The organism is Massilia sp. CF038, assembly GCF_900129765.1.
Lineage (GTDB): Bacteria > Pseudomonadota > Gammaproteobacteria > Burkholderiales > Burkholderiaceae_D > Telluria_A.
This window is the reverse complement of record NZ_FQWU01000002.1, coordinates 719,832-742,461: the sequence shown is the minus strand read 5'-3', so window position 1 is coordinate 742,461 and position 22,630 is coordinate 719,832. Positions and strand designations below refer to the sequence as shown.

Annotated in this window: 25 protein-coding genes; 12 read left to right on the top strand and 13 right to left on the bottom strand. The window is 61.7% G+C overall.

Annotated features, from left to right (window positions below; all coding sequences use genetic code 11):
• Positions 1–79: 79 nt before the first annotated feature.
• Genes BUC24_RS27285 through BUC24_RS13775 form a run of 3 tightly spaced genes read left to right on the top strand, consistent with a single transcriptional unit; the run spans position 80 to position 1,968 of the window.
• Entirely contained in the window at positions 80–841 is a 762-nt protein-coding gene (locus BUC24_RS27285) for an energy transducer TonB (RefSeq protein ID WP_178372541.1), read from the top strand.
• Positions 842–856: 15 nt separating this feature from the next.
• Entirely contained in the window at positions 857–1,558 is a 702-nt protein-coding gene (locus BUC24_RS13780; protein WP_073216933.1) for a MotA/TolQ/ExbB proton channel family protein, read from the top strand.
• Complete coding sequence (locus BUC24_RS13775) at positions 1,558–1,968, top strand: ExbD/TolR family protein (protein ID WP_073216930.1); 411 nt, start codon at positions 1,558–1,560, stop codon at positions 1,966–1,968. Before BUC24_RS13780 ends, BUC24_RS13775 begins: the two co-directional genes overlap by 1 nt.
• Positions 1,969–1,986: 18 nt before the next feature.
• Here BUC24_RS13775 and BUC24_RS13770 read toward each other — a convergent pair whose 3' ends face one another.
• From BUC24_RS13770 to BUC24_RS13735, 8 genes are all read right to left on the bottom strand, one after another.
• Positions 1,987–3,048: a sigma-54 interaction domain-containing protein gene (locus tag BUC24_RS13770; RefSeq protein WP_073216927.1), complete on the bottom strand. Its 1,062-nt coding sequence runs from the start codon at positions 3,046–3,048 to the stop codon at positions 1,987–1,989.
• Between the two features lie 84 nt (positions 3,049–3,132).
• Entirely contained in the window at positions 3,133–4,017 is an 885-nt protein-coding gene (locus tag BUC24_RS13765; protein ID WP_073220071.1) for a dienelactone hydrolase family protein, read from the bottom strand.
• A gap of 148 nt (positions 4,018–4,165) precedes the next feature.
• The gene (locus BUC24_RS13760; RefSeq protein ID WP_073216924.1) at positions 4,166–6,670 is read right to left on the bottom strand and encodes a TonB-dependent receptor; all 2,505 of its coding nucleotides are present in this window, start codon (positions 6,668–6,670) and stop codon (positions 4,166–4,168) included.
• Between the two features lie 34 nt (positions 6,671–6,704).
• A complete protein-coding gene (locus BUC24_RS13755; RefSeq protein WP_073216921.1) occupies positions 6,705–8,777 on the bottom strand; it encodes a TonB-dependent receptor in 2,073 nt (690 codons plus the stop codon).
• A gap of 20 nt (positions 8,778–8,797) precedes the next feature.
• Complete coding sequence (locus BUC24_RS13750; protein WP_073216919.1) at positions 8,798–9,301, bottom strand: GlcG/HbpS family heme-binding protein; 504 nt, start codon at positions 9,299–9,301, stop codon at positions 8,798–8,800.
• Positions 9,302–9,327: 26 nt separating this feature from the next.
• Complete coding sequence (locus BUC24_RS13745) at positions 9,328–9,801, bottom strand: DUF6644 family protein (protein WP_073216916.1); 474 nt, start codon at positions 9,799–9,801, stop codon at positions 9,328–9,330.
• 7 nt (positions 9,802–9,808) lie between these two features.
• Positions 9,809–10,300 (bottom strand): DUF6644 family protein, encoded by a 492-nt coding sequence (locus BUC24_RS13740; protein WP_073216913.1) that lies wholly within the window; start codon positions 10,298–10,300, stop codon positions 9,809–9,811.
• A gap of 9 nt (positions 10,301–10,309) precedes the next feature.
• Positions 10,310–10,771 (bottom strand): sulfurtransferase, encoded by a 462-nt coding sequence (locus BUC24_RS13735; RefSeq protein ID WP_073216909.1) that lies wholly within the window; start codon positions 10,769–10,771, stop codon positions 10,310–10,312.
• 321 nt (positions 10,772–11,092) lie between these two features.
• On the opposite strand from BUC24_RS13735, the gene BUC24_RS13730 reads away from it, so the two are divergent.
• The 3 genes from BUC24_RS13730 to BUC24_RS13720 are packed head-to-tail and all read left to right on the top strand — an operon-like array spanning position 11,093 to position 13,282.
• Positions 11,093–11,527 (top strand): DUF6152 family protein, encoded by a 435-nt coding sequence (locus BUC24_RS13730; protein WP_073216905.1) that lies wholly within the window; start codon positions 11,093–11,095, stop codon positions 11,525–11,527.
• 2 nt (positions 11,528–11,529) lie between these two features.
• Positions 11,530–12,324, top strand: coding sequence for a hypothetical protein (locus tag BUC24_RS13725; RefSeq protein WP_229448214.1), 795 nt, complete (start codon positions 11,530–11,532; stop codon positions 12,322–12,324).
• Positions 12,325–12,331: 7 nt separating this feature from the next.
• Positions 12,332–13,282: a hypothetical protein gene (locus tag BUC24_RS13720; protein WP_073216901.1), complete on the top strand. Its 951-nt coding sequence runs from the start codon at positions 12,332–12,334 to the stop codon at positions 13,280–13,282.
• 12 nt (positions 13,283–13,294) lie between these two features.
• Here the strand turns inward: BUC24_RS13720 and BUC24_RS13715 are convergent, their stop codons facing one another.
• Positions 13,295–13,891, bottom strand: a complete 597-nt coding sequence (locus tag BUC24_RS13715; protein WP_073216897.1) for a cytochrome c — start codon at positions 13,889–13,891, stop codon at positions 13,295–13,297.
• 94 nt (positions 13,892–13,985) lie between these two features.
• On the opposite strand from BUC24_RS13715, the gene BUC24_RS13710 reads away from it, so the two are divergent.
• Positions 13,986–14,360 carry a hypothetical protein gene (locus tag BUC24_RS13710; RefSeq protein ID WP_073216893.1) on the top strand — a complete coding sequence of 125 codons (375 nt, stop codon included), beginning with the start codon at positions 13,986–13,988 and terminating at the stop codon, positions 14,358–14,360.
• 53 nt (positions 14,361–14,413) lie between these two features.
• On the opposite strand, the gene BUC24_RS13705 is transcribed toward BUC24_RS13710, so the two are convergent.
• Together BUC24_RS13705 and BUC24_RS13700 are read right to left on the bottom strand one after the other, a co-directional pair.
• Complete coding sequence (locus tag BUC24_RS13705) at positions 14,414–15,421, bottom strand: sulfate ABC transporter substrate-binding protein (protein WP_073216890.1); 1,008 nt, start codon at positions 15,419–15,421, stop codon at positions 14,414–14,416.
• A gap of 94 nt (positions 15,422–15,515) precedes the next feature.
• On the bottom strand, positions 15,516–15,728 hold the full coding sequence (locus tag BUC24_RS13700) for a hypothetical protein (protein WP_073216885.1): 213 nt from the start codon (positions 15,726–15,728) through the stop codon (positions 15,516–15,518).
• 172 nt (positions 15,729–15,900) lie between these two features.
• Here BUC24_RS13700 and BUC24_RS13695 point away from each other — a divergent pair, with 172 nt between their 5' ends.
• The 5 genes from BUC24_RS13695 (at position 15,901) to BUC24_RS13675 (ending at position 19,137) form a co-directional block, all read left to right on the top strand.
• Complete coding sequence (locus BUC24_RS13695; protein WP_073216882.1) at positions 15,901–16,227, top strand: hypothetical protein; 327 nt, start codon at positions 15,901–15,903, stop codon at positions 16,225–16,227.
• Between the two features lie 9 nt (positions 16,228–16,236).
• Positions 16,237–16,602 carry a response regulator gene (locus BUC24_RS13690; RefSeq protein ID WP_073216878.1) on the top strand — a complete coding sequence of 122 codons (366 nt, stop codon included), beginning with the start codon at positions 16,237–16,239 and terminating at the stop codon, positions 16,600–16,602.
• 69 nt (positions 16,603–16,671) lie between these two features.
• The gene (locus tag BUC24_RS13685) at positions 16,672–17,385 is read left to right on the top strand and encodes a phosphatase PAP2 family protein (protein WP_073216874.1); all 714 of its coding nucleotides are present in this window, start codon (positions 16,672–16,674) and stop codon (positions 17,383–17,385) included.
• An 81-nt stretch (positions 17,386–17,466) separates the two neighbouring features.
• Complete coding sequence (locus BUC24_RS13680) at positions 17,467–18,291, top strand: diacylglycerol/lipid kinase family protein (protein ID WP_307188464.1); 825 nt, start codon at positions 17,467–17,469, stop codon at positions 18,289–18,291.
• 9 nt (positions 18,292–18,300) lie between these two features.
• Positions 18,301–19,137, top strand: a complete 837-nt coding sequence (locus tag BUC24_RS13675; protein ID WP_073216868.1) for a metallophosphoesterase family protein — start codon at positions 18,301–18,303, stop codon at positions 19,135–19,137.
• Between the two features lie 12 nt (positions 19,138–19,149).
• Here the strand turns inward: BUC24_RS13675 and cls are convergent, their stop codons facing one another.
• Together cls and BUC24_RS13665 are read right to left on the bottom strand one after the other, a co-directional pair.
• Positions 19,150–20,538 carry a cardiolipin synthase gene (gene cls / locus BUC24_RS13670; RefSeq protein WP_073216864.1) on the bottom strand — a complete coding sequence of 463 codons (1,389 nt, stop codon included), beginning with the start codon at positions 20,536–20,538 and terminating at the stop codon, positions 19,150–19,152.
• Positions 20,535–22,628, bottom strand: coding sequence for a site-specific recombinase (locus tag BUC24_RS13665; protein ID WP_073216861.1), 2,094 nt, complete (start codon positions 22,626–22,628; stop codon positions 20,535–20,537). Before BUC24_RS13665 ends, cls begins: the two co-directional genes overlap by 4 nt.
• Between the last annotated feature and the right edge of the window lie 2 nt (positions 22,629–22,630).

Here is a 22,630-nt window from a genome sequence, read left to right as displayed (position 1 = left end):
TCTTGCTGAAAAGGGGGCTATGCCCCGCAGATGGACTGGCACGGATCCTGCTGAAGTGATGGCAAAGGAGGATTTATCCATGGCCACACTGACATTCGATCAAATTTCCGCCGTCCCCCGCCGTTCTGCCGTGCGCAAGCCGGCGCGCCAAGCGCCGCCGATCGCGGTAGTGGAACTGGCGGCGCCGCCCGCCGATACCGGCAAGCGCCGCACCCCAGTTGCCAGCATCGCGCTGGTGGCCGCCATCATTGGTTTGCATGGATTTGCGATCTATACCTTGTCGCAGTCAAAGGCGGTGGTCGTGCCGGCACCGGCCCCCAAGCCGATCACCATCTCGCTGGCGCCGCCCAAGGTCGAGCCGCCGCCACCGCCGCCACCACCCAAGCTCGAACCACCGGCGCCACGCCTGAAAACCCCGCTGCCAGCGCGCGCGCCTGCGACGCCGGTGGTCGCCAAGGACGTGCCCATGGTGGAGGCCAGCGCCGATACGGTGCAGGTGGCGCAAATGCCGGTCGAAGCGGCGCCCGCGCCAAAACCTGCCCCCGCACCGGTGGCTGAACCGGTCACCGAGCCAAAAGGCTATGCGGGCTACCTGCGTAACCCGGCGCCCGATTATCCACTGGCGGCGCAAAAGCGTGGCCTGGAAGGCAAGGTTGTGCTCAAGGTGCACGTACTGGCGTCCGGCCAGCCTGACAGCGTGAATGTGGCCACATCGAGCGGGCACCAGATTCTGGACGAGGCCGCGATCAAGGCCGTGCAGCAGTGGGCTTTTGCCCCGGCACGGCGAGGGCAGACGCCGATCGAGGGCTGGGTCCAGGTTCCACTCAATTTTAAAATCTAAACTTCAAGGAAGCACATGAACGACTTTTATCTGCAGCTGATTGTCCAGGGCGCACTGTATGCGCTGATTCTTTTCTCGATCGTGACCTGGGTCCTGATTGTCGCCAAAGCCTGGCAGAACTGGTCGCTGGGGCGCCAGGACAAGGTCTTTGCCCGCAAATTCTGGAGCGCCAGCAGCCTTGATGCGGCGGCCCAGCTGGACCGTGAGTTCGGTCCCAAGGCGCGCGTGGCGGGCGTCGGCTTCGATGCGCTGTATGTGTCGGACGCCGCCGCTGATACCGACCTCGAACATAGCTGGGACCGCAAAGAACTGCTTGAACGTCATCTGCGCCAGCAAATTCAGAAGGAATACGCTTCGCGTGAAAGCGGCCTGGCGGTATTGGCCTCGGTGGGCAGCACGGCGCCGTTCGTGGGCCTGTTCGGCACCGTGTTCGGCATCATCCACGCACTGACGGCCATCAGCAAGAATGCGTCGGCCAGCATTGACGTGGTGGCGGGGCCCATTGGCGAAGCGCTGATTGCCACCGGCGTGGGCATTGCGGTCGCCGTGCCGGCGGTCCTGGCGTACAACTTCTACGTGCGGCGCCTGAAAGTGGCAGCGCTTGATCTGGACAACTATGCCAACGACTTGCTCAACCTGGCACAAAAGAGCCACTACCGGCTGGCGCGATTGACGCCGGTGGCCAAGCCACTGAGCGCGAAGGGAGGGACCGCATAATGGCGTTTTCTACCGGATCGGGCAATGCTGACGTGCTGAGCGAAATTAACATCACACCGCTGGTGGACGTGATGCTGGTGCTGATGGTGGTGTTCATCCTGACGGCGCCGCTGCTTAACAATGCGGTGCGTATCAACCTTCCGCAAACGGCGTCCACCGCGCCGCCAGATGCCGTCAAGGCAGTCACGGTCAGTGTTGACCATGACGGCAAGGTCTTCATCGACAAGCGCGAAGTCGCACTGGATGCGCTGGAGCTGGAACTGAAAGGCCTGCTGAAGACCAATCCGGAGCTGGCCCTGAGTCTGCAGGCGGATGAAACGGTGCCATACAAACCCGTGGCCAAGGCCATGGCGGCCATTTCTCGCAGCGGGGTGAGCAAGCTGTCCGTGCTCACCGCGCCAGGCGGATAAATGATGATGAAGCGGCCGTCACTCGGTGGCCGCTTCGGCCTCCGCGCCGATCATGCCGAAGCGCTTGAGCTGGGTGCGCAAGACATTGCGGCTGATGCCCAGCGCCCTGGCTGTTTGCACCTGGTTCTGGTGGCACCACGAAAAGGCCGTGCGCAACAGCGCTTCCTCAACCTTTTCGTACAGGGCAGGCTCGCCAGATTCGATCATCTGCTCAAACAGATTCTCGAGCCGGTTGGGGATCGCCTGGGCAGGCGCGGCAACGGCGTGCTGGCGGTGCATGGCCCCGACCAGTTTGAGGTCGGCGGCGACAATCTGGCTGCCACCGCAAACGATCAGGGCATAGTGAATCACGTTTTCCAGCTCGCGGATGTTACCCGGCCATTCATACGAAAGCAGCGCAGCGCAGGCGTCAGCCGCCAGCGTTACCTGGCCAAGCTGCATCTTCGATCCGTAGGTCTGGATGAAGTGACGCGCCAGCGGCAAAATGTCGCCTGGGCGCTGGTACAGCGGCGGCAGCGTGACAGGCGCCACGCTCAAGCGATAGAACAGGTCGGCGCGGAAGCGGCCCGCCGCAACTGCCTTGTGCAGATCGACGTTGGTGGCTGCCACCAGGCGCACGTCGAGCGGAATCGGCTTGCGTGACCCCAATCGCACCACCTGGCGTTCCTGCAGCACCCGCAGCAGCTTGACTTGCAGATTGAGCGACAGGTCACCGATTTCGTCGAGGAACAGGGTGCCGCCATTGGCCGCTTCAAACCAGCCCGGGCGCGCCTGGGTGGCGCCGGTGAATGCCCCCACTTCATGCCCGAACAGTTCGGAGTCGATCAGCGTTTCGCTGAAGGCGCCGCAATTGATGGCCACAAAAGCGCCGCTGCGGCCACTTTGCGCGTGCAGATGGCGTGCGATGAGCTCTTTGCCGGTGCCGGTTTCGCCAATGATCAAGGCGGTCGCATCGCTGCGCGCGATGCGTTCGACCTGTTCCAGCAGGCGCGAAGACAGCGGATCGTGGAACAGCAATGCCTTGGCACGGATCGACAGCGCCATGCCGGCGCTGTCGGGGAAGGTAAGTAGTTTATTCATGATGCGCCCCTTTCTGTAGCTTGTCAGGCTACGCAAGCGGGGCGCCTTTGAGAACGAATGATTCTGCGCTAGCTTATGCAGATCCTAGCCATGCAGGTGCTTCTTGAAGAAGTCCACCGTGCGCTGCCAGGCCAGTTTGGCAGCGGCTTCGTCGAAGCGCGGCGTGGTGTCGTTGTTGAAGCCGTGCTGCGCGCCCGCGTACACAAAGTGCTGATAATCGACCTTGTTGGCCTTGAGTGCTTCTTCGTAGGCGGGCCAGCCGGCGAGGACGCGTTCATCCTTCTCGGCGTCGTGAATTAACAACGGCGTTTTGATCTTCGGCACTTCCGCCGCTGGCGCCTGGGCACCGTAGAACGGCACGGAGGCGTCCAGTTTGAGCACCGTGGGCAGGTAGTTGGCAATGCCGCCGCCGTAGCAGAAGCCGACCACGCCCACTTTTCCATTCCCATTCGGAAACTTCTTGAGGACTTCGGCGGCAGCTACAAAGTCGGCGCGGGTTTTGGTCTGATCGAGTTTGCCAAACAGCTCGCGCGCCTTGTCTTCGTCACCCGGGTAGCCGCCCAGCGGGAACAGCGCGTCCGGCGCGAATGCGATGAAATTGTCGAGCGCCAGGCGGCGCGCCACGTCTTCAATGTGCGGGTTCAGGCCGCGGTTCTCGTGCACCACCAGCACCGTGGGCAGCTTGCCCTTGGCGTTGGCTGGCTGCACCAGGTAGCCGCGCAGGGTACCGTAGCCGTTGGGCGATGGATACTCGACGTAACTGGCCTTGATGCGCGGGTCGGTGGGCGCCACCACGGTGGCGGCAAAGCTCGGGGACAGGGCAGTCAGCAGGCTGGCCGCAGTGGCGCCGCCCACCGCATAGCGTCCGGCCTGAGACAGGAAGCCGCGGCGGTCAAGCTGGCCGTGCACGTACTGGTCGAACAGCTTGAGCACTTCGGGGTCGAAATCGTGTTGGGTCAATCGTGTCATCGTGTGCATCTCCTTGGACTGTTTGTCGTCCTCGCGAAGGCGCTGGCGCATGCGCCAGCCCCATAGCACGCTGAACGTATTCGGTAAGGTGCTATGGGGCTGGCGCATGCGCCAGCGCCTGCGCGAGGACGATGTTGGTTGTATTTACTTACAGTTTGGCGCGGAACACTACGGCAAAGGTCCGATCATACCCCGGTTGCACCGTGATCGCACCCGATCCGCTGTAGGTGCCGGCGCCGGTGGCGTAATCCTTGTCAGTCAGGTTTTTACCGACCACGGACAACTCGTACCGGCCGTCGCGGGTGCCGAATGTCAGGCCAGCATCGAGCAGCGAGTACGCTGCCTGATAGGTGTTCTCCGACTGGTTGGCCGCCAGGTAAGTGCCGGAACGGTAGGCGTTGTTGACAAACACCCGTCCCAGGTAACTGCCGATCGGATGCGCATAGTCGAAGCCCGCATTCACAATGACTTTTGGCGCGCCATGCAGCTGGCGGCCAGCGAAGTTGACCAGCTGCGCGGTCGAGGTATCCGGTGCAAGCGTGCTGTAATCGAGGTAGACGGCACGGTTGAAGGACGCATTCAAATTGACCTTCAGATTGCGCGTGGCCGCGTAGTTCGCTTCCAGTTCCAGGCCGCGTGCGCGCACACCCGGGATGTTACCCAGGTAGGTACGCAGACCAGTCGTGGAGGTCGTGTCTTCCACCGTCAGGTTGGACTGGTAGTCCGTCACCGTAATCTGGTACAGATTGGCGTTGAACAGCAGGGCATGATTGAGGAACACGCTCTTGACGCCAAGCTCGTAGTTGCGCGCTTTTTCAGGACGCACATTCTGCGGCGTGCCGAGGGTGGCGCCAGACGCTGTCACAAATTCGACCGCACCCGATTTTTCGCCTTGCGATGCCGAGCCATACAGCAGCACATTGTCGGTCACCTTGTAGCTTGGACTAAGCAGCCACGATACCGAGTTGCTGTCGATTTGCTCGCCCTGTTTCCAGTCGTAGACGCCACCAGCGCCGCCAATGGCATTGGTGTAGAGCGCCTTGGCCGCGTTCCACGCTGCCAGGTCGGCTGCATTGGCCAGATTCAGACCATACTGTCCGGCCTTGCTGTTGTCGGTACCGGTGTCGTTGGTGAGTGCGCTGCCGGCGCGGTCCAGTTCGCGGCGGTTGCGGCCCTGTTTTTTCTCCTGGGTGTCGCGCAGGCCGGCAGTGATCGTGGCCTTGTCAGTCACATGCCAGTTGGCCTGGCCGAAGGCGGCCAGACTGGTGGTCTTCGGCTCCAGCACATACGAGCGGTAGACGCCATCTTGCGAGGCGCGCAGCAGGCCGCGGTACTGGGGCGCGCTGAGCGCAGCATACTGCGCGTTGGAGGCGTTGAAGGCGCCGCCATCGGCACCGAAGGAGGTCGGGTCGTCGCTGTAGACCTTGGCCTTGAGCGCGTACAGGCCGACCTGGTAATCGATCTTAGCGTCCAGCGGCGAGGTCAGACGCAGCTCTTGCGAGAGCTGCTTGTTCCACAGCTGCTGGCCGCCGTTGCCGATGTCAAAGCGCGTTACGCCACCATTTTTGATGTCGAAGTACTGCTCGCGCCATGCTGTAATCGACGTGAGCGCAAAGCCATTCGCCAGATTCTTGTTGATTTCAGCCGAGGCACCGCTCTGGCGCGTGCGCTGAGGGCGTGCCTGAGAATCCTCGATCTGGTTGTTCCCATACACGGGCTGGTACGTGCTGCCGTCGCTGTTGTTAAAGTAGCTGCGCGACAGGCGGCTCTGGAAGGTGGTGGTGCGGGCCGGGCCGTCGGCGAAGGTGGCAGGGCCATTGTTCACCAGCAGGGACTTATTGCCGTTCTCGCTGGACTGGATCTGGTCGAGGATGATGCGCGCCGACAGGTCCTTGCTTGGGGTGAGCAGGAACTGCAGGCGTCCGCCCACGCGGTAGGTTTCGTTCCAGGTTTCAGGGCCCGATTGCCAGGTGTTGTTCAGTACTCCGTCCTTCTTGTTGATGAAGAAGGAGCCTCGGTAGGCAAGGACATTATCGACGATCGGACCGGTGGCCGAGAATTTGCCTTCCAGGTTGTTGTAACTGCCCAGGCGCGCTTCGTACACGTAAGCGGGCGTGAAGCTGGGCGCCTTGGTGGTGATGTTGATCACGCCCAGCGTGGTGTTTTTCCCGAGCAGGGTGCCTTGTGGTCCGCGGATGACTTCAATCCGGTCCAGGTCGACCCAGTCGGTCCAGTTCTGGCCCACGTAAGCGCTGGTGACACCGTCGACGATCACGCCGACGCTGGGTTCCATGGTGTCGTTGGCGGCGTTCTTGCCAATGCCGCGGATCGAGATGCTAGTCTGGCGCGGGTTGCTGCCAAACAGTCCAAGATTGGGCACTTTTTGCGTGAGGCCGGCAATGCCGACCACGTTGTCACGCTCCAGCGTGGCGCCGCTGACGACCGATACCGGCACCGGGATATCCTGCGCCAGCTCTTCGCGGTTGCGCGAGGTGACGGTGACGTTGTCGAGCGTGACGACGTCTTCGTCGGCCGCCTTCGGCGCCTCCTGCGACTGCGCGGCCGGGGCAGCGAGAATGGTCAGGGCAACGACGACGGCGGCGCTGCTCTTTCGCAGCTTGAAGATCGATGGCTGTGGTACTTGCTTGTTCATGGCTTTCTTTCTGATGGTGGAGTGGTGTGTTTGGTCAGAACGTGGCGCGCACGCTGGCGCGCAAGGTTCGGGGTTCGAGTGGGTGGATCAGGCGGCCTTCAATGCCATCGCCGCAGGCGCCACTGGCCTGTTCGGCGCGGGTGCAGGCGGCTCCCCAGTATTCGATGTCGTTGGCATTGCGGTCGAACAGGTTGAGCACATCCAAAGCGAGCTGCCAGTCCTTGTTGACGCGGTAACCGAGCTTGAGGTTGGTGGTGAAGACTGGGCGCGACTTCTGGACGCCGGTTTCTTCCAGCGCGTACTTGCCAATGAAGCGCGTGCGCAGGCCCCCAAACCAGGCCAGGCCCTGGTCAACGCTGACGCCAAGCGAGGCGGTCAGCGGCACCGCGTTGGGCACCTCGCGGCCGCCGCCCTCGACCGGCTCGCGAAAGCGTGCCCGCGAGACGGCCAGATCGGCGTCGACGATGATGCCCGGGGCCGGGGTCAGGTAGTTGGACCATTCAATGCCGTGGCGGCGGGAGGCACCGCGCGCTTCAGTGACGCCGTCGTCGCCGACAAACACCAGCTCCGAAGCGAGCGACATGCGCCACAACGAGACGCTGCTGGTCCAGCCCTTGACGGGCTGCACGCGCAGCCCCAGTTCGCCGCCCTTGGCCTGGGCGAACAGCCCCAGCTTGTCTGACGGACTGCCATCGGCCGGGTTGACGGTGCTGGTGGCGCCGCGCACATCGTTGCTGTGAAAGCCGCGCCCCCAGTTGATGAAGACTTCGATCTGTGCTGAAGGCGTGAGCACGACGCTTAGTTTGGGGCTGGTCTGGCCGGCGCTGACATCGCCACCGTTGTCGCCATTGAAGGCGCCGCCGGTCGATGTGGCGCTGGCGTCGATGCGGTCGTGGCGCACGGCGAGCGAGGTGCGCAACCAGGGCGCCCAGTCGTTGTGCCAGACACCATACATACCGGCCTCGGTCTCGCTGACGCGGTCCTGGCGAATGGTGGCGCCGCGGACACGCGCGACAGTGCGGTACAAGCCCAGGGTCCGTGCCCGGTCGTGGCGCAGTTGCAGCCCAGCGGCCAGTTCGCCGTTTTTCAGGGGAGAGCTTTGCTGCACGGCGCCACCCCAGAACAGGCGAGCGTCGGCCTGCTCGTGCTGGTCGCCCTCCGGCCCATTGATGAAGCCGGACGGCGCGGAAAACAGGTTCAGGCCATAGTCGACAAGGTAGGCGTTGGCACGGGTGCTGCCTGCGGCGTCGCTGCGCGCCCATTCAGCGCCCAGGCTGTAGCGGTGGGTCTGGCCGCCGTCGTCACCGGACAGGGCGCCGAAGCGGCCAATTTCGCCGCTGACAATGGCGCGTTCCGGCACGTGTTCAGTGGCGATCCAGTGCGAGCGGTAGGCTTGCGCAGTAAGGGCATAGCCGTTCGATGCCGTGCCCAGCGACCAGCGCAGCAAGGCGTTGACCTTGTGCAGCCGTTCCGGCTGATCCCATGGGCCATCATTGGTGCCGGCCTCGATGGCGGCGAGCAGCGCATGGTCGCCAACGCTGGTGCTGCCCGCCGCCAGTGTGCGGCGGAAGTTGTGTGGGCCGACCGTCAGGTCAATGAAGGGTTGGTCCAGAACGCGCTGATAGTCGATACGGGCCGACCCGGTTGCGGAAAAATCGCCATCTTCAGCCGCGTACACGCCTTTGCGGTAGCGCACCGTGGACACCAGTTCCGGGATCACAAAATTAAGATCCATGTAGCCCTGGCCGTGCCCGTGGCTGACCACATTCACCGGGACCCCGCCCACGGTGGTGGCAAAGTCGCTGCCGTGGTCCAGATTGAAGCCGCGCAGGAAGAACTGGTTTGCCTTGCCGTCGCCCGAATGCTGGGTAACGATCATGCCCGGGATGGTTTCGATCAGTTCGGCCGCACGCAAGAGGGGGCGAGTGGCAATCTGCTGGGCGCCGACGGTGCCTTCGGTGGCGGAATCGGCCACGCCCAGCTGTGCGCCCTCGCCAGCCTTGACCAACACCTCCTTGAGAGTGGGCACACCGCTCGCCTGCGCCGGGCCAAAGGCCGCCAGCAGCGCGGCGAGCACGGTCAGTTTGATGGTGGAGCGGTGGTGCATGAGACTTGCTTCCTTTCTGTTTATTGAAGACGGCTCTGAACTTGCGCAATACTGGCCAGGGCGCAGGCTTCATCGATATCGCTGCCGCGCGCGCCGCCCACGCCGATCGCGCCGATCACGGCGCCGCCTTTTTCTGTCAGCACGACGCCGCCGCCACGGGCGTTAAAGTTTGGATTGGCGGCGATTTTTGCGGCCAGTTCCGGATCGGTCTTGGCCTTTTCGCCCAGGGCGCCGGTGGCGCTGTTGAAGGCAAGCGCGGTCTGCGCCTTGTTGGTGCTGGACGCAACACCGCGCGCATGGGCGCCGTCGCTGGCCAGCAGGGCCTTGAGCACGCCGGCCGAATCGACCACGCTGACGCTGACCTTTTGCTGGCGCGTGCTGCAGTTGTCAACTGCCGTGCGGGCGGCCTCCAGTGCCAGGTCAAGCGCCGGGCCGCGTGCGGGTGGTGGCGGTGGTGCCGGCGGCGTTTGTGCGATGGCGCCGGTGGCGGCCAGCAGGGTCATGGATGCAAGCAGGTGTTTCATGGGTTCTCCTCAGGTTGAAATAGAAATCAGACAAAGCCGATGGCGCGGCCCGCCAGGCCAACGCTGAACCACAGCGCCAGCGAGAGCCCGGCAGTGGAGCGGGCCAGCATTGCAGCAGGCGCTTCGCGCCGCGTCACAGCGGAAAACAGGCTGGCCTGCACCAGCAGGGCCACCGCCAGCAGTGCCATCTTGGGTACGAAGGCGGCATTGCCCGCGTAGTGCACTGGCGCCGACAGGAACAGCAGCGAACCGGAACCGATGGCCAGCACCAGGCCAAGCCACAGTCCCTTGCGGGTCGAGCGCATCAGCTGTGGCAGGGGCAAGTCGCGCAGGCCCCAGCCAAGCAGGCGCAGGTTGATCAGAACGAGTGTGCTGAGCAGCAGGATCAAGCCCAGTACGTGGGCAATCTGGATGCCCAGAACAGCACTTTCTGGGGCCTTGCGCATTGCCAGGCCAAGCGCGGTCTGTTGCAGCGCTTCTGCAATTGCAATCGGTGTCATGGTGTTCTCAGGCGTAGTAAGGAATCAGGCGGCCGCCAACGGTGGCAAGGGTCCAGAACGAGAGCGACACCCAGCCGGCGATGCGGGCAGCGGCCGGTGCAACCGCCTGGTCTACCCAGGCCGCGCCCCGTTTGCCCCAGGCGAATTCGAAGGCGAGGGCGTTGGCAAGCGCAATGACGATGGCGACGCACTTGGCAAGGAAAGCCGGGTTGGTGATCATGGTGTCGGCTTCGGCCCAGAGCAGCAGCAGGCCGCTGCCGAAGGTGAGCGCAAAACCGGTAAAGATCCAGCGGCGCAGCTGCAGCAGAATGCGCGAGATCGGCACGTGCGGCAGGAACACGCCGATCAGGCGCAAATCGGTAAAGAAGATCAGCCCGAACGACAGTGCAAGGCCGAGCAGGTGGATGCCCTCGATCAGCGGAAACAGGATCAGCGACTCGCGCAAGGCGGTGCCGATGGCTGATTCACTGATCTGGCGTGCAATTTCGATCGGGTCCATGGTCCTGCCTTATTTGGTGACGGCGGCTACTTTGGGCGCGGGTGCGGCGATCCTGGTCAGCTTGCCGCCTTCTGCTTCGTAATCCTGCACGCCAACCGCGCCGGCCACCTTGAAGCCCTTGGCCAGCAGCGCGTCTGCCGCTTTCAGCGCACGTCCGGCATGGTTCGAAATCGTGATCAGGCTGCGGTCACGCGGGATGAAGACGGCGCCGCTTTCAATGTCCTTCGCTTGCACGCTGAGGTAAGTCGGGAAGCCGCCGATGGCGGTGATCTCGTCCGGGCGGCGCACGTCGACCAGCAGCACCTGGTCCGGGTAGGTAAGCAGGCCATCAAGCTGCTGGCGATTGAGCTTCTGGGTGATGGCCTTGTACGGTTCCGCGGCCGCGGCCGGTGCGGCCGGGGTCTGCTGGGCCCATGCCAGGCCGGTGCTGAGGATCAGTGCTGCTGCGGTCAAGACGGTTGCTGCCTTCATGGTGTGCTCCTGTGGTTGAGTGGGTGTGCTTGCCCTGTTGTCGATAGCAGGGAGCGTGCCAGCGTCGATGGATGTGCCCAAGTCCTTGATTTGACGGGGCTCCTGGTGCGCTTGCATGCGCGGCATGGCGCTGTTGCTGCTGAGTTCGCAACAGGGGTGGGCTGTGTGTGCTGCCATGCCAGCAGCATGGCCACAGCAGCTTGCGCATAGCGCCTGCCAGATCAAGGTGTTAGCGCAATCGCTTGCGTGGCACGAAGGTTGCTCACCAAGGAAGGCCTGCGATACATGTCGCGTTCTTCAACTTCAACACTGGAGCAAAGTATGTCAATCAACACCAAGCACTTGCGAGCCGGCGTGACCGGACTGGCGTTTGTGCTGCTGGGCGCTGCGGCGCCGGCCGATGCGCACCATGCCTTCGCCGCCGAATTCGATGCCGCGCAGCCGATCGAACTGAAAGGCACCATCACCAAGGCCAAGTGGGTCAATCCACACAGCTGGCTGTTCTTCGATGTGAAAGGCAGTGACGGGAAGGTCACCAACTGGGGTGTGGAATTCGGCGCACCGAACGCGCTGGCCAACAAGGGCTTGTCCAAAGCCGATCTCAAACTGGGCGATGAGGTATCAATCAAAGGATACCGTTCCAAGAATGGTGAAGCCTTCGGCTACAGCGTGTATATCACGCTGGCCGACGGGCGCACCTTCCAGACTGGCGGCGCGCAGGATGCACCGTCTGCCCCAGCACGTGCGGGAGGCTGATCTTGAGTGCATTGATTGAGCAGCCGCGCAAGCGGCGCCGCCACGCTCTGGCCCTGTTTGTCGCCCTGAGCGTGGCGGCAGGTATGGCACCGGCAGCAGCGCCAGCACAAAAAATTCCGCGCACGGTCAGCGGCAAGCCGGATTTTTCGGGCATATGGGAGACCACCAGCGCGGCAGATTACGACCTGGAGCCGCATGCGGCGCGCAAGGATGCGCCACCCGGCGCAGGCGTGGTCGAAGGCGGCACGATTCCGTATCTGCCGGCAGCGCTGGAGCAGCGCAAGAAGAACTTCGCCGCGCGCGAGACGGCAGACCCACGCGTCAAGGGCTGGACCCTGGGAACGCCACGCGCTGTGTATTCGCGTGAGCCGTTCCAGATTTTTCAGCGTCCGCGCGACATCACGCTGTTCCACCAGTTTGGCCACTCGGTGCGCACCATCCACACCAACGGCACGCCACATCCGGGTGGGGAAACCCACGAGTTCTGGCTGGGCGACTCGCGCGGCAGCTGGGAAGGCGACACCCTGGTCGTGGACGTGAAGGACTTCAACGACGAGACCTGGCTGGACCGGGCCGGCAACTTCCACAGCGATGCGTTGCACGTGGTCGAGCGCTGGACCTACCTGGACCCGAACACGATCGAGTACAAGGCAGTACTGGAAGATCCGAAGGTTTTCTCTAAACCGTGGAGCATCAGCGTTCTTCTGCACCGTCACCGCGAAAAGAACTTCCAGCTGATCGAAGACTACCGTACCACGCTCGACTACGAGCAGTTTTATCCGCCCAAGCCAAATTGAGGACAGCATGAACAATCACACAGCGGCCGCCATTGCGCTGCTCTTTCTCGCGCCCCTGCCGGCGCTGGCGCAGCAAGCCGGTGCGACGCCTGACGGCACGCGCCGCATCGCCTTCGAGCCCAGCTTCACCCAGATCGCGGAAGGCAAATGGACCGGCAAACGTCTGCCGGATGGTCAGCCCGACGTGCAAGGGCACTGGTCAAACACGATCTCGAACCACAGTAACTTCACCGATCCGCAAGGTGGCATCCCGGGCGACCCGACGCCGCCGCGCAAACCGCTGGGACCACGCGAATCGCGGGCGCCTAGCCGGGTCAGCGATCCGGCCGATGGCCAGATCCCGTTCCAGCCGTGGGCACGCGCGAAGCAGCAGGAGTTTCTGGCGAACTTCCATAATCCGACCAAGCCTGAATACATCGAGCCTTTGGCGCGCTGCGCACCGGCCGGCATTCCCAAGTCGCTGATGTGGCATGGCTACGAGATTCGCCAGTATCCTGGCTACGTGCTGTTCCTGTTCGATTCGGGCAGCCGCATCATCCATCTGGATAGCAAGCCCCATCTGCCGGAACAGATCAAGCTGTGGAACGGGGATTCGCGCGGCCACTGGGAAGGCAACACGCTGGTGGTGGACGCAGCCAATAACAACGGCAAGGCGCTGTTTGGCCGGACCGGCGAATTCGCCAGCGAGAATCTGAAGGTGGTGGAGCGGTATATCTTTGCGCCGAATGGCCAGCGCTACAACTACGTGGGCACCTTTACCGACCCCACCGTGTACACGCGTTCATGGACGGCGACGATTCCGGCGCGCCGGCGTGATGGCAGCGATGTGACCGATGGCTGGCATTACGAAGTGGCGATCAATCAGGCCAATGGCAAGCCGGTCGTTGAACGCTATGAACGCATTTGCGCCGAAAACAATATCGGTTTCGGCAGCGTCGCCAAAACGCCGGCGAAATAGCCGGCGCCGGGTTCAATTCTTCTTGAGCGGGGCAGGCCACTTGAGCGGTGGCTGCTTCGCGTTGGGATACCAGTAAATGCTGTGGCAATGCTCACAAGCCTGATCCAGCTTGCCGCCGGCGACCAGCAGTCTGGCGGGATCTTTGGCGTCGATGGCGTGCAGTGCTTCTCCCGCTGCGTCCTGCAGGCCGCGCGCAGCCCCATGAAAGCGCGCCGGGTCGGCGTCGATGGCCTTGCGCGTTTCGTGGGGCGAGAAGATGCCTTCGACGTGAGCGTCTTCGGTTGCCTTGCCGCCATGGGTGACGGCGCGATTTTCCATCATCAGCAGATTGGCTGCCTCTTGCAGCGCGATGGCGTGATTGCGCACGGCTTGCCATTCCTGCGCCGTGCGCGGGTATTTTTCTTCAATACCCTTGGCGGTGGTTTCGCTGCTAACCGCCTCCCATAACACGTCGGCGGACGGGTCGACAATCGACACCATCAAATCCTGGATTGAAGCGACCGCCTGGAACGGCGCCTTTGGTGGGATGGGTTTCTCGGGCGCGCGGGTGCAGGCGGCAAGGGTCAATATCGCGCCGGCGACGCATACTGCAGGGTTCAATCTATTCATGATTTTCCTGTGTGGTTTCAAGAGGGTGCGCGCTTGTCCTTGGCACCCTTGTGCTGCGCTTGACTGTGCCCTGGCATTGGGGGAAGCTGGTGTGATGGAAGATCGAATCGACATATTGGAACGTGAAGTCAGTGCGATCAAGACGGAAATCGCCGTGATCAAATCGACGTGCTGCGTGCGCCAGGATCTTGTCGAACTCGACAAACGGGTCGCACGAATCGAGATTAAATTGGCGGCAATGGAAACCAGACTTGCGTCGCTGGAAGCGGACGTTGATCAGCTTAAGAAAGATGTCGCACAGCTCATGATCATGGTGGCTCACCTTGAGTCAGGTCTCAACAGGTACGCCACCAAAGAAGACCTGCTTGCGCTTGAAATCCGCATGAAGCAATGGATGATCCGGTTCGGAATTTCCCTCGTCATCGTTACCACCAGCATCCAGGCGGCACTTTTTCAAGCGTACCGCTGACGTGAAAACGGCCATGGGGGAATCATGGCCGCTTGCACGTTCAGACTAGCTGATCACTTCTTGCTTGGCAGGTAGATCTGGTCGAACAGACCGCCGTCGGCAAAGTGGGTCTTCTGGGTCTTGGTCCAGCCACCGGACGCTTCTTCGATGGTGAACAGCTTGACCTTCGGGTATTGCGCTGCGTATTTCTTGGCGATTTTTTCCGAGGTAGGGCGGTAGTAGTTCTTCGCCGCGATTTCCTGGCCTTCGTCGCTGTACAAGTATTGCAGGTAGGCTTCCGCGACTTTGCGGGTACCACGCTTGTCGACCACCTTGTCAACCACCGAGACCGGCGGTTCGGCCAGAATACTGACGGAAGGGGCGACGATTTCGACCTTGTCCGGGCCCAGTTCCTTGATTGCGAGCAGGGCTTCATTTTCCCAGGCCAGCAGTACGTCGCCAATGCCACGTTCCACAAAGGTGGTGGTGGCGCCGCGGGCACCCGAATCCAGCACCGGCACGTTTTTATACAGCTTGGACAGGTATTCCTTGGCAGACGCTTCGGTGCCGCCCGGCTGCTTCAAAGCATAGCCCCAGGCTGCCAGATAATTCCAGCGCGCGCCGCCCGAGGTTTTCGGGTTGGGAGTGATGATGGAGATGCCAGGCTTGACCAGGTCAGCCCAATCCTTGATGCCTTTTGGATTGCCTTTGCGCACCAGGAACACAATGGTCGAGGTGTAAGGCGAGCTATTGTGCTGCAAACGTTTTTGCCACTGCGGATTGAGCAGGCCACGTTCGCCGATGGCGTCGATATCGTAAGCAAGCGCGAGCGTGACGACGTCTGCTTCGAGACCGTCGATCACCGTGCGCGCCTGCTTGCCTGAGCCACCGTGCGATTGCTTGACGGTGACGTTGTCACCGGTTTTGGCTTTGTATTGCTTGGCGAAGGCCGCGTTGAAGTCCTGGTACAGCTCCCGCGTCGGATCGTACGACACGTTGAGCAGCGTAACATCGGCAGCAACTGCCGCCTGCGAGAACAGGGCAAGCGCGATCAAGGACTGACTTATCTTCTTCAACAACATGGTGGCTCTCTCTTGGAAAGTGTTCGGGTACAACTAGAATAAATCCCGAGCAAGAGAAAGAACACGAATTAAATCAGCTTTGCATATGCGCTTTTTAGTGCGCCTTTGACAAAATGAGCAGCCAGCGCTTCATGAGCAGGACTTCGACGTGGCCAGGCTCGACCCCGGTATCGCACTCGATCAGCGGGTTGACCGGGTAGTAGCGCTTGCGGAAATCGCGCGTGACCAACACTTCACGGCGGCCAAGGCGCATCATGAATGGGGTAGGAGCGTATTGCATGCCGAAATTACTGTTTAATGTGGTCATGGCGAATCCCTTGTTGTTGGTTTTGCGTTGATCAAGAGATTCCAGAATAGCACAACTACTGTATAAATCCACAGTTACTGTACGAATAACCAGTAAATTTTTATTTTGTGGTGTTTTTGACGATGTTATGATGCCTATCCGCAACTTATTCTCAATTTTCTAAGGCAGTATCATGGCGCAAGCACGGGTGCTCAGTCCTGAAGTCTTCAACGTCATCAGGAAAGATGTGGCTAGCTACATCAAGAAGAAGCTCAAGGGCATGGAGATTGAAGTCACCGACATGGACTTGCACAATTCGTCGCAAACGCGCACGCTGCGGGTGTATGTGACGCTGGGCCGCACCACCAACCTGAAAGCGCTGTATCTGGCCGAGCGGATGGTGACCCAGGAGCTGATGCACGAATTCCGAGTCCAGGTGCATGCCTTCTACTGGCGCTACATGCCCGAGGAAAAACCTGCGGAAGAAGTGCGCCCGGCGCCTTCGCCGCCTGCCGGCTGAGGTGCAATCATGGCCAGTCAAAAGATTTTGGTGGTGGACGATTCGGCCTCGCAGCGCATGCTGGTGGCCGCACTGCTGACGCAGGAGGGTCATCAGGTCATCATGGCGTGCGATGGCGAAGAGGCCGTGCGCCTGTCCAAAAGCGAGCTGCCGGACCTGATCATCATGGATATTGTCATGCCTGGTTTAAATGGTTTCCAGGCCACGCGGGCCATCACCAGCGACGAAGCCACCTGGCACATTCCCGTCATTCTGCTCACCAGCAAGGATATGGATTCGGACCGGGTGTGGGCCTTGCGCCAGGGCGCCACCGCCTTCATGAACAAGCCACTCAACCACAGCGCACTGCTCGAACTGGTCAATACCCTGGCTTGAACCGCCGAGCGCGTTGCAAGGTCAATCCTGCAACTGGTATCGTGATGGCTTGTTTCCCATCCGCCCTCTATGAAGCAACGTTATCCCCGCTTGCACCGGCACCTTGCCGCGCGCCTCAATCCGGACGAGCAATTCGGCCTGCACCTGACCGTGGGCGTCATCTTGCTGGTGATTGCCGCCGTCCTGTTTGCCCTCATCGCCAACAACGTTGTCGCCAATGCCGAGATCACGCACATTGATCAGGCACTGGCGCAGTGGTTCCACCAGTTTGCGCGCAGTCCCTGGACACCGCTGGTGCTTGCCTTTACCAACTGGAATCATCCCATCGGGATTCTACTCATGGCCCTGGTGCTGGCCTGCGTGCTGCACTGGCGCCGTGAGCCTTACTGGCTGCTGGCACTGGTGCTTGCAGTGCCGGGCGGCCTGATTCTAAATGTTTTGTTAAAGTACACATTCCAGCGCGTGCGGCCCAGTTTTGAAGAGCCGCTGGTCAGTCTTGCCACCTTCAGTTTCCCTAGCGGCCACACTTCCGGCGCCACGGTACTGTACGGCTTTCTGGCGGCCTGGCTGGTGTGTTCCGTGCGTAGCCGGGTGCTGCAAGTGGCTGTCATGCTCGCCGCCTTGACCATGGTGGTGCTTGTCGGTTTTAGCCGCCTGTACCTGGGAGCCCATTTTATGAGCGATGTACTGGCTGCCATGGCGCTCGGCAGCGCCTGGCTGGCAATCTGCATCACGGGGGTGTCGACATTGCGAAGACGCACCGAGGGACGCAGTATCACTTAATCGGAGACAAGCCTGAGCACCATCGCAGTCATCATCAACGGCAGTGCCGGCAGCGGGCACGACGATGCCCAGGCCAGTTCCTTGCGCGAAAAATTCAGTGCCCATGGCATGCAGGCGCGTGTGACGCTCGCCGGCAGCGGCGAGGAAATGATTGCTGCCGCCAAGGCGGCGCTGGCGGAAGGCTTGTTGATTGTGGTCGCTGGCGGCGGCGACGGCACCATCAATGCCGTCGCTTCTGTGCTGGCGGGCACCGATACCGCGTTTGGCGTGCTGCCGCTTGGCACGCTGAATCACTTTGCCAAAGACATGGGGATTCCCCTCGATCTGGACGATGCCGTGGCCAATGTGGCACAAGGAACGCCGCGAAGGGTCGACGTGGGCGAAGTGAACGAACGCATTTTTTTAAATAATTCGAGCCTGGGCCTGTACCCGGATATTGTGCGCGACCGCGAAAAGCAGCAGCGCCGGCTGGGGCGGGGCAAGTGGCTGGCGGCCCTGTGGGCGGCCATCGGCGCGCTGCGCCGCTACCCGTTCTTGCATATCAGCTTTACGCTGGACGGGGGGCGCGCGCATACGCGCCGCACACCCTTTGTTTTTATCGGAAACAACGAATACACAATGGAAGGATTTTCCATTGGCGAGCGCAGCCGCCTTGATGGCGGCAGCCTGAGCCTGTACGTGGCGCAGCGCCCCGGCCGCCTGGGCTTGCTGCGTCTGGCCTGGAGCGCCTTGCGGGGGCGACTGGCACAAGAACGTGATTTCGACGTCCTCAGTACGGCCAGCATGGAAATTGACACCCATCACCCGCGCTTGCGCGTGGCCACCGACGGCGAGGTGACGGTCATGGCCACGCCGCTGCGTTATCGCATTCGGCCGGGCGCGCTGCGCGTCATCGCGCCAAAATAAGGAGATTGCATGCGTACCCTGGTTCATCTGTCTGATTTGCATTTCGGTAAGGTCGACGACAAGCTGCTGGCCCCCTTGCGCGATCTGGTGCACAAGATCAATCCCGATGTGGTGGTGGTGTCGGGCGACCTGACGCAGCGCGCCAAGAGTGAAGAATTTGAACAGGCGCGGGCCTGGCTCGACACCTTGCCTGGCCCGCAAATCATTGTGCCGGGCAACCACGATATTTCGCTGTACAACGTGTTCCGGCGTTTCCTGCAGCCGCTCACACGCTACAAGCGCTACATTACCGACGACCTCGATCCGATCTTCGTGGACGAGGAAATCGCGGTGCTGGGTGTGAACACGGCGCGTTCGCTGACCTTCAAGGATGGCCGGGTGAACGAAGAACAAGTGTCCGTGATCCGTCAGCAATTGAGCGGTTTGCCACCCGAGATCGTGCGCATCATCGTCACTCACCATCCCTTCGATCTGCCGGTCACCAACGATGAGGATGACCTGGTCGACCGGGCGCCCATGGCCATGCGCGCGTTTGCCGAGTGCGGTGTCGACGTGCTGCTGTCCGGTCATATGCACACCAGCCACGCGGGCAATACGAGCGAGCGCTACCAGATGAGCGAGTACGCGGCGCTGGTGGTCCAGGCTGGCACCGCCACCTCAACCCGGGGACGTGGTGAAGTGAACTCTTTCAACGTGGTGCGGGTCGAACCAGAGCGCGTGGAAGTGGACCGCTATGGTTGGGACGAAGTGGGCAAGGCGTTTTCCAAGATGAAAACCGAGCCCTTCCTGCGGCGTGGCAATGTATGGTCCGCCCATACCGATGGACTGTTCGCGGCTGGCATTTAAGCTGCGCCCCGTTCAAATCCAGTATTCGGTCAGGCGCGAGGCCATTTCCTTGATGCGGTCAATCCAGGGGCGGTCACGCCAAGCGTCCAGAGTGATTTCCTTGGAATCGCGCAAGTCTTCGGCAAACGCGCTTTCCATGTCGCGGCCAAAGGCGGAGTCGACCACCACGACGTTCAGTTCGTAGTTGTGCAAGAAGCTGCGCCGGTCGATATTGGCCGAGCCCACAGTCGACCAGGTGCCGTCAATCACGGCGGTCTTGGCATGCAATACGGCCACTTGCAGCTGGTAGATCTTGACGCCGCCGCTCAATAGTTGGTCGTAAAAGGAATGGCCTGCATGCATGACCAGGCCGTGATCGCTTACGCCTGGCAATACCAGCTTCACGTCCACGCCGCGCTTTGCTGCCAGAACCATAGCCTCAACAAACTGGCGGTCCGGCACAAAATAAGCCGAGGTAATGTGGATCGAGCTTTTGGCTTCCTGAATGGCCAGCATGAAGGCTTTGTAGATCTCTGAATCGCGCTGGGGATCGGTGGCCAGCACGCGCACAATCTTGTCGCCCACGGGCGCGAGCGGCGGGAAATAGGTGCTTTCGGTCAGTTCGCCACCTTCCTGGTCCACCCAGGCATCAATGAAGTGCCATTGCAGGGCTGCCACAGCGGGGCCTTCGATCTTGATGTGGGTGTCGCGCCAGCCTACCTTGTCCTTGTCGCTGGCCTCGGGTTTGCGCTTGGAGCGGAAGAAGGAACTGTTGGCGTAGGTACTACTGATGTTGATGCCGCCCGTGAAGGCGATTTTTCCATCGACCACCATCAATTTGCGGTGGTCGCGATTATTTAATTCCCACTTGCCGCCGCGCTGGGTCGGGTTCAAGGGGTTGAAGGCGACCACGTTGATCCCGCCCGCTTTCAGGCGGTCGAAGAATGCCTGCGGCGTGCCAAAGGCGCCGACCGCGTCATACATGACGTTGACTACCACGCCTTGCTTGCGCTTTTCAATTAGCAGGTCGGCAAACTGGAGGCCGATCTCGTCCTGGTCAAAAATGTAGGTTTCCAGATTGATCGAGGTTTTGGCTGCGCTGACTGCCGCCATCATTTCCTTCATCGTGGCAGGGCCATCGAACAGCAGGGTGACTTTGTTGCCGGCGATAAGTGGTACACCCGTGGCCGCTTCTTCCAGTACAGCCAGGGCTTTCATGTCGGGCGTTGCCTTGGCCCAGCGCCGCGCCAGCAGATCGGCCGCCTGCTTGCGCGCCAATGTTCCCCTAGGCAGCGCGATGGTCGGATTTTCCTTGGCCACGGCAACGCTGTCGGCGTTCACCTCCGGCAAGGAAGCGCAGGCCGACAGCGCCAGGACGCAGGCGAGAAGGGCGGTGTGGGCCGCGGCGCGCAAGATACTCATGTTGATCCCCTTGAAGACAGGCTGTCGATGGCGCCCGCAGGCGTGTGTTTTGGTCCGATCAAAAAGTCGATCGGTGCGTAGAGGAAGCGCCGGCCCATGGTGCGGATCAGGGCGATGCCTTGCTTGAAGCGTACTTTTCGTGCCCGCAATGCCACCCACAGGGCCAGTGCGAAGCTGACCACCAGGTTGACGATGCCAATCGACAAGAAGCCGCCAATCGAGGTGAGGGCAAGCTCCAGGCTCATGCGCTGGTCCAGCGCGACCCAGGCAGTGGCGAAATTGGCGGCCGAGAAGGTGACGTGGCGGATGTCCAGCGGCAGGCCAAGCAGATAGCCCAGGGTACCGATGGTGCCCAGCAAAATACCGAAGAAGAAATTGCCCATCAAGCCGCCCAGATTGTTTTCCAGGTACAGGCCCAGACGTTGCAGGCGTTCCGGCCCCAGCAGGCCGCGCAAGGCGCGCAACTGGGTGACGCGCTGCGCCATCTGGGTATACAGGGCTTTGTTGTCGTAGTAGCCGGAAATGAGCCCGGCGACGAACAGACACACACCGGCAATGGCCGCGTAGAACAAGGCGGGACTGCCGATGGGATTGATATCTTGCAGCATGTGATGGGCTTTTTCGGGCGACACCAGGTGCTTGCCCGTCAGGCTGACCCAGCCGAATGCAATCAGATAGGCCACGGGCAGCACAGTGGCCAGATTGCCCAGCACGGCGATGCACTGGGTGCGAAACACTTTGCTGATCAGGTCGGCCATGCTGTCCAGGTCGATGGTGCGCCCATCCTTGCTGGACAAGCCACTGGCAATGCGCGAGGCGGTCATGGCCGGCTGCTTGGTCGCAATGGTGAAGTGCAAGGTGTGGATCAGGACAAAGCCGAGCGAATAGTTCATGCTGAACAGGAAGGCTTCCACCAGGGGCGCTGCGCGCAGGCTGCTCATCAGAATCTTGATCAGTGCCATGAAGCCGACAATCACACCGGCGCCGGCCGAGGACAGGAACATGCCGCCCAGTTCGCGCCGGCTGTCTGCAATGTAATGCTCGCCTGTGCGGCTGGCGTTTTCGGTGACATTGCGGGCCAACAGGTCGATATTGGCAGCCACCATCTCGCGCACGGCGTATTTCTTGTTGTGCGCTTCGATCAGTTCTTCTGCCAGCGCAATGGCGGCAGCGCGGCGTAGCGAGGTGGGCGGTTCGCTGGCAGGCGTGGCCTCGTCGGCCTTCTGGGCCAGATCCAGCGTGGGCGCCGCTGGCAGCGCGCCCGACAGATCCACCAGGAACAACAGCTTGCGCAGACGGTCGATGCTTTGCGTGAGCGCGAGCAAAAGGTAGGTCAGGGCCACGCTGGTGCCCTGGGTGGCCGCATTCTTGCGCACCTTGTCGATGACGGCGCTGCACTGGTCCAGCATCACCAGCAAGTGGCGCGCATCTTCCGGCGGGGCACCATCGGCCAGCAAGCGTTCATAGCCATCGAGGTAATCGTTGACCTCGATATTTTGCATCAGGAAGGGCGAATCGAAGTCTTCAATCTCGGCATGGCTGCGCAGCAGACGCGGCTCCAGACCCAGAGCGCAGACGCGGCAGGACAGAGTGCGGATGGCCTCAAGCATGCCCAGCAGCAGCGTGCGGCCCGGGTCGGCCGGCGCCGTGTGCGCGGCAGGCTTGGCAGCGGCGACGGTATCGAACAAGGCCAGCCAGTCGGGCGTGGGCACGGCGCTGATCCAGAGGTAGTCGGTGTCGGCGTACAGCACCTGGTCGATGGCGTCGCTCAGGTAAATATCGCCCAGGGCCGGCGGCAGGAAACGGTAGGCCAGCCGGCGCTTGAGTTCAGTAACAAAGCCGTCGTTCGACAAAATGCCAATGTCGGTATACAAGCTGGCATGACGGCGGCTGTCGAGCAGGCGCGCCAGATAGCTGTGCAGGGCCGAGGCGTGCGCAGGGTTGCCCTTGAGCAGTTGCGTCAAGGTGCGGACGGCGTCGGCCGCAGCGGCCGGCGGCTGGCGGCGCGAAGGGCGCAAGTGTTCCACCAGCGTGACCAGTAAATCAATGCGGTCGCTATGCGGATCGATGCGTTCCAGTGTTGCGAGCATGG

Coding starts and splice junctions, on each gene's coding strand:
- BUC24_RS27285 (WP_178372541.1), top strand. CDS start 80: ATGGCCACACTGACATTCGATCAAATTTCCGCCGTCCCCCGCCGTTCT.
- BUC24_RS13780 (WP_073216933.1), top strand. CDS start 857: ATGAACGACTTTTATCTGCAGCTGATTGTCCAGGGCGCACTGTATGCG.
- BUC24_RS13775 (WP_073216930.1), top strand. CDS start 1,558: ATGGCGTTTTCTACCGGATCGGGCAATGCTGACGTGCTGAGCGAAATT.
- BUC24_RS13770 (WP_073216927.1), bottom strand. CDS start 3,048: ATGAATAAACTACTTACCTTCCCCGACAGCGCCGGCATGGCGCTGTCG.
- BUC24_RS13765 (WP_073220071.1), bottom strand. CDS start 4,017: ATGACACGATTGACCCAACACGATTTCGACCCCGAAGTGCTCAAGCTG.
- BUC24_RS13760 (WP_073216924.1), bottom strand. CDS start 6,670: ATGAACAAGCAAGTACCACAGCCATCGATCTTCAAGCTGCGAAAGAGC.
- BUC24_RS13755 (WP_073216921.1), bottom strand. CDS start 8,777: ATGCACCACCGCTCCACCATCAAACTGACCGTGCTCGCCGCGCTGCTG.
- BUC24_RS13750 (WP_073216919.1), bottom strand. CDS start 9,301: ATGAAACACCTGCTTGCATCCATGACCCTGCTGGCCGCCACCGGCGCC.
- BUC24_RS13745 (WP_073216916.1), bottom strand. CDS start 9,801: ATGACACCGATTGCAATTGCAGAAGCGCTGCAACAGACCGCGCTTGGC.
- BUC24_RS13740 (WP_073216913.1), bottom strand. CDS start 10,300: ATGGACCCGATCGAAATTGCACGCCAGATCAGTGAATCAGCCATCGGC.
- BUC24_RS13735 (WP_073216909.1), bottom strand. CDS start 10,771: ATGAAGGCAGCAACCGTCTTGACCGCAGCAGCACTGATCCTCAGCACC.
- BUC24_RS13730 (WP_073216905.1), top strand. CDS start 11,093: ATGTCAATCAACACCAAGCACTTGCGAGCCGGCGTGACCGGACTGGCG.
- BUC24_RS13720 (WP_073216901.1), top strand. CDS start 12,332: ATGAACAATCACACAGCGGCCGCCATTGCGCTGCTCTTTCTCGCGCCC.
- BUC24_RS13715 (WP_073216897.1), bottom strand. CDS start 13,891: ATGAATAGATTGAACCCTGCAGTATGCGTCGCCGGCGCGATATTGACC.
- BUC24_RS13710 (WP_073216893.1), top strand. CDS start 13,986: ATGGAAGATCGAATCGACATATTGGAACGTGAAGTCAGTGCGATCAAG.
- BUC24_RS13705 (WP_073216890.1), bottom strand. CDS start 15,421: ATGTTGTTGAAGAAGATAAGTCAGTCCTTGATCGCGCTTGCCCTGTTC.
- BUC24_RS13700 (WP_073216885.1), bottom strand. CDS start 15,728: ATGACCACATTAAACAGTAATTTCGGCATGCAATACGCTCCTACCCCA.
- BUC24_RS13695 (WP_073216882.1), top strand. CDS start 15,901: ATGGCGCAAGCACGGGTGCTCAGTCCTGAAGTCTTCAACGTCATCAGG.
- BUC24_RS13690 (WP_073216878.1), top strand. CDS start 16,237: ATGGCCAGTCAAAAGATTTTGGTGGTGGACGATTCGGCCTCGCAGCGC.
- BUC24_RS13685 (WP_073216874.1), top strand. CDS start 16,672: ATGAAGCAACGTTATCCCCGCTTGCACCGGCACCTTGCCGCGCGCCTC.
- BUC24_RS13675 (WP_073216868.1), top strand. CDS start 18,301: ATGCGTACCCTGGTTCATCTGTCTGATTTGCATTTCGGTAAGGTCGAC.
- cls (WP_073216864.1), bottom strand. CDS start 20,538: ATGAGTATCTTGCGCGCCGCGGCCCACACCGCCCTTCTCGCCTGCGTC.
- BUC24_RS13665 (WP_073216861.1), bottom strand. CDS start 22,628: ATGCTCGCAACACTGGAACGCATCGATCCGCATAGCGACCGCATTGAT.